The following is a 467-nucleotide window of genomic DNA, read 5'->3' on the forward strand; positions in this document are numbered from 1 at the left end:
CTTTAACATGTATTTCACTTGCGGTCCGAGAAGGACAACCTGGTATTGCGGAAACTGCGTATCAAATTCGGAAACACCGTACGCATCAATCTTCACCGGCAAACCACGTTCTTTCGCGACATCGACCATTTTGCTGACCAACAGGCTGGTGGACATCCCGGCAGAGCAGCACAGCATAATCTTGAACATCGACAACCATCCTCTAAATGTAACAAGTTATTGCGAGGATGATTGGACATGATACGGAAACCGGTTTCCATTCATAAAAGACAGAAGTGTGACAACCATCAAGATCCCTTACTTATGAGGCTAATTAACCGGATGCGCATCACATAATTTGGCCGTTTTGACATCATTTTGAGTGGAAACGGAAAATCGGTTTCCATGAAAAACGGAAACGGATATACTCCGTTCTGGCTATAATCTGAGCCGTAGCGGTCATGGAATTTGCAGGCGCGAGGTAAGCC

1 protein-coding gene and 1 pseudogene are annotated in these 467 nt (G+C 45.6%); both read right to left on the minus strand.

The features are described 5' to 3' along the window. Positions 1-189: pseudogene (locus EN749_RS37080) on the minus strand (PTS sugar transporter subunit IIB); the annotation flags it as partial. A 98-nt stretch (positions 190-287) separates the two neighbouring features. Continuing rightward, a partial coding sequence (locus EN749_RS38440; protein WP_210214776.1) for a hypothetical protein occupies positions 288-467 on the minus strand: 180 nt, incomplete at its 5' end.

This window comes from Mesorhizobium sp. M7A.F.Ca.ET.027.02.1.1, assembly GCF_004022985.1.
GTDB lineage: Bacteria > Pseudomonadota > Alphaproteobacteria > Rhizobiales > Rhizobiaceae > Mesorhizobium.